Here is a 3,439-nt window from a genome sequence, read left to right on the forward strand (position 1 = left end):
CGCCGGAAGGTCTTGGCGAAGCCCTGGCTGCAGTCGAGGCGACCAGAAAAATGCAGAATTGCCGGGCGCGCATGAACGAGACCGCCGGGCAGATGAAGATGATGGGCGCGGTCAATGGCGCCGTCGGCATCGCCGGCCGCATGGCAGGTCCGGGCGGCAAGACAGCGGCGAAAATGGTGGCCGTCGGCACCGCCAGGGCCGTGCGCGGCAAGCTCAGCCGCCAGATGCAATCATGCTGAGACGATTGCGAGCTCCTCGAGATCGCGCAGATAGAGGAACATCGAGGCCTCGCTCAGGCCCTGCGAGCGCATGATGCCTTCAGGCGTGAACTTTCCGACAGATGCAGGCGCTTCACATGGCGGCTATATCATGCCGAAACCGCAACAGCACCCTGGTTTTCGGCTCTGTGTTCGACCCAGACATGGACCGGTTCATCCCGACCGCGGATGCTCACCGGTCCATGATCGCGCGCATTCAACTGTGTCGTGGGCGATTCCGCCTTCGCGGCTTCTATCAGTCGTGACCCAAAGCAAATGTTTGCCTGAAGTTCACGGCAAAGCGCCTGCAAACGGCTGGCGACGTTGACGGTGTCGCCCACCACCGCGAAGGAAAGATTGCGCTCGCTGCCGACCGCACCGATGACGACTGCGCCATATTGTGCACCGATCCGAACGTCCAGCGACGGGTATCCCCTGGACACCCGCTGCACATTCCAGTCTTCGAGAGCGGCGATCATCGCTTCAGCGCACTGGATGGCTCGGGTCGCGTCGTTATGGCTGGCTTGCGGAACCCCGAATGTGGCCATGATGCAATCGCCGATATAGTTGTCGACGGTGCCATGGTGGTCGAAAACGACCTGCTCCATGCGACGGTGGAACTGACGCAGAAGTTCGAACACTGCTTCGGCCGGATGATCCTCGGAATAGTGTGTGAAGCCGACGATGTCGGCGAACAGTACCGCGATATCCTGCCGGCGGACCGGACCGAAGGGCTCGTCATCCGCGGCGAGCTGGTCGACGACATTTGGCGAAAAATGCCGGGCGAGATTGGCGCGGGCGCGCTCTGCCTTGACATAGTCTTCCGACAGATGTCGAGAACGAGAGACGACCAGCGCCATGATCGCGCCGATAATCAGCACTACCAACACGTTGGTCGCCTGCGCGAATGTGTCGACGAAATTGGGATTGAGATAGAGGTTCAGTCGCTCTGTCGTCGGCAGCGAATAGAGGTTCGTCGCCGGAAGGACGGTTCCCGCATGAAGAACCACCCATCCCACCCCGATCGTCCACGTCAAGGCTGCGAGCGCTCCGAGATAGAGCGCCAATCGGGTCGAAAGGGTCAGCGCGCCAAGGCACACGAAAATCAACAGGAATTTGAAGCTGCCTTCGCGCAGTTGCATCGCGGCCGGCGCGACCTCCAGGGAAAACGGGTTGGGCGTTACCAGCAGAACGGTCAACAGAACGATGTCCAGCGTGCCTACGAGATAACCGATCCACCATGGCGCGTTGCGACGGCGCGCAAAGCGAAACTGGATCAGGCCGACGAGCTGGAACAACATGAGGCCCGCCAGCACGAAGAGCAGAGAGGCATCCCAGCGGCTGATTAATGAAAAGAAGCAGGAGATCACGGCGAGCGATGCCGTACGCGCCCAGAACTGCAATGCAGCACCTTGGCGTTCTGCGCGCTCTCGCAAATTTCTCAGCCGTGAATAGCGGCGAAGTTCAAGTGTTGGCGCGGTCGGCATAGGATCACTTCGATTTCGCGGGGACGTGTCACGCATTTGGCAAACCCGCCTTCTACTGGCAAATCAGTGCGCGAACTCTACCATGATTGCGGTTTCATTTTTGAAACGCGGCTGCAAAGAGTAAAATGTCCGGACAAAGGACCACGGTGAAAGCTGAAGCAGGATAGGCGGAGGCTTCCCTGTTCAGGTCACGAAGATTGGTGCATTCGACGCCGCCGCGAAGCGACTTTCCTTGCATCTGGGACTAAAGTGAGCCCGCTCGCCTAAAGCGTGCTCCCCGCTTGCTTGAGATCAAAAAGTTGACGTTCAAGCGACCGCCGGCCGGCAAATCCCGGCCCCTACCCCGCCTCGATCTTGCCTTTCAGCTGCGCCCGCGCCTCCTCGATCGACGCTGCATAGGTCACCAGCGGACGCTTCACGCCGTGGTTGATCAGCATGCGCCGGATCTGCGGCGCGGCGCCTGATATGATGAAGCGGACGCCGGCGCGCCTGGCCTTGTGGGCGGCGCCCTCGATGACGTTGGCCGCCGTCGAATCGAAGAACGGTACGGCCGAGCAGTCGAGGATGAAGTTCCTGCGCTGGTCGGCGATGCGGTCGAGTACGGTGCCGACGGTCGATGCCGCGCCGAAGAAGAAGGCGCCCGAGATGCGGTAGACCACGGTGTCGGCGTCGGTCGCCTCGCTGGCATCGTAGGCGTTGGCGCTGTCGGCGACATCCTCCTGCACCAGCGGCTGATCGGCCTCTACCGCAATCGACTTGGCCATGCGGTCGATGAACAGGATCGAGCCCAGCACGAAGCCGACGACGATGCCTTCGGTGAGATCGCGGAAGATGACGAGCAGAAAGGTCGCCATCAGCACCAGCGCATCGCCGCGCGAGGCACGCAGCAAGGTGGCGAAGGCCTGCTTCTCGAACATGTTCCAGCACACGACCGCCAGCACGCCAGCCAAGGCTGCGAGCGGGATGTAGCTGGCGAGCGGCGCGGCCACCAGCATCAAAGCGAGCAGGATGGCGGAGTGGACGATGCCGGAAACCGGTCCGTGGGCGCCGGCCCGCACATTGGTCGCGGTGCGGGCGATGGTGCCGGTGGCGCAGATACCGCCGAACAGAGCGGACGCGATGTTGGCGAAGCCTTGCGCCACCAGTTCGCAGTTGGAACGATGCCGCCGGCCCGTCATCCCGTCGGCGACCACCGCCGACAGCAGCGATTCGATCGCGCCGAGCAGGGCAAAGGCAATGGCATCCGGCAGCACGTCAATCATCCTGCCCAGGCTGATCGGCGGCAAGGCAGGCATTTGCAGGCTACGCGGGATGCCGCCAAAGCGAGTGCCGATCGTCTCCGCGGGCAGCGAGAGAAGCGCCACGACCAGCGATGCCAGCCCGATGGCGATGAGCATGGCAGGCCATGTCGGCCGCCAGCGCTTCAGGCCGGCGATGGTGAAGATGGTCAACACCGCCACGAAGGTCGCCGCAAGATTGATGGTGCCGGCCGCCTCACCGACCGCGATCAACTTCGGCACCAGCGGTCCCGGCTCCCTGCCGGCAAGCTTCAGCCCGAACAGTTCGACGATCTGTCCTGAAAAGATGATGACGGCGATGCCGGCGGTGAAGCCGACCGTCACCGGATAGGGAATGAACTTGATGTAGGTGCCGAGGCGGAGATAGCCGATGGCGAGCAGGAAGACCCCTGCCATC

General features: G+C 62.3%; 3 protein-coding genes. 1 reads left to right on the plus strand and 2 read right to left on the minus strand.

The genetic code is table 11. The annotated features are described in order from the left end of the window. Positions 1-239: hypothetical protein (locus tag EN750_RS24505; RefSeq protein WP_145967880.1), on the plus strand; the 239-nt coding region annotated here is incomplete at its 5' end. A gap of 128 nt (positions 240-367) precedes the next feature. Here EN750_RS24505 and EN750_RS24515 read toward each other — a convergent pair. Together EN750_RS24515 and EN750_RS24520 are read right to left on the minus strand one after the other, a co-directional pair. Beyond that, positions 368-1,744, minus strand: coding sequence for an adenylate/guanylate cyclase domain-containing protein (locus EN750_RS24515; protein WP_127397959.1), 1,377 nt, complete (start codon positions 1,742-1,744; stop codon positions 368-370). A gap of 338 nt (positions 1,745-2,082) precedes the next feature. Further along, a partial coding sequence (locus EN750_RS24520; protein WP_145967881.1) for a SulP family inorganic anion transporter occupies positions 2,083-3,439 on the minus strand: 1,357 nt, incomplete at its 5' end.

This window comes from Mesorhizobium sp. M7A.F.Ca.ET.027.03.2.1, from assembly GCF_003999175.1.
Lineage (GTDB): Bacteria > Pseudomonadota > Alphaproteobacteria > Rhizobiales > Rhizobiaceae > Mesorhizobium.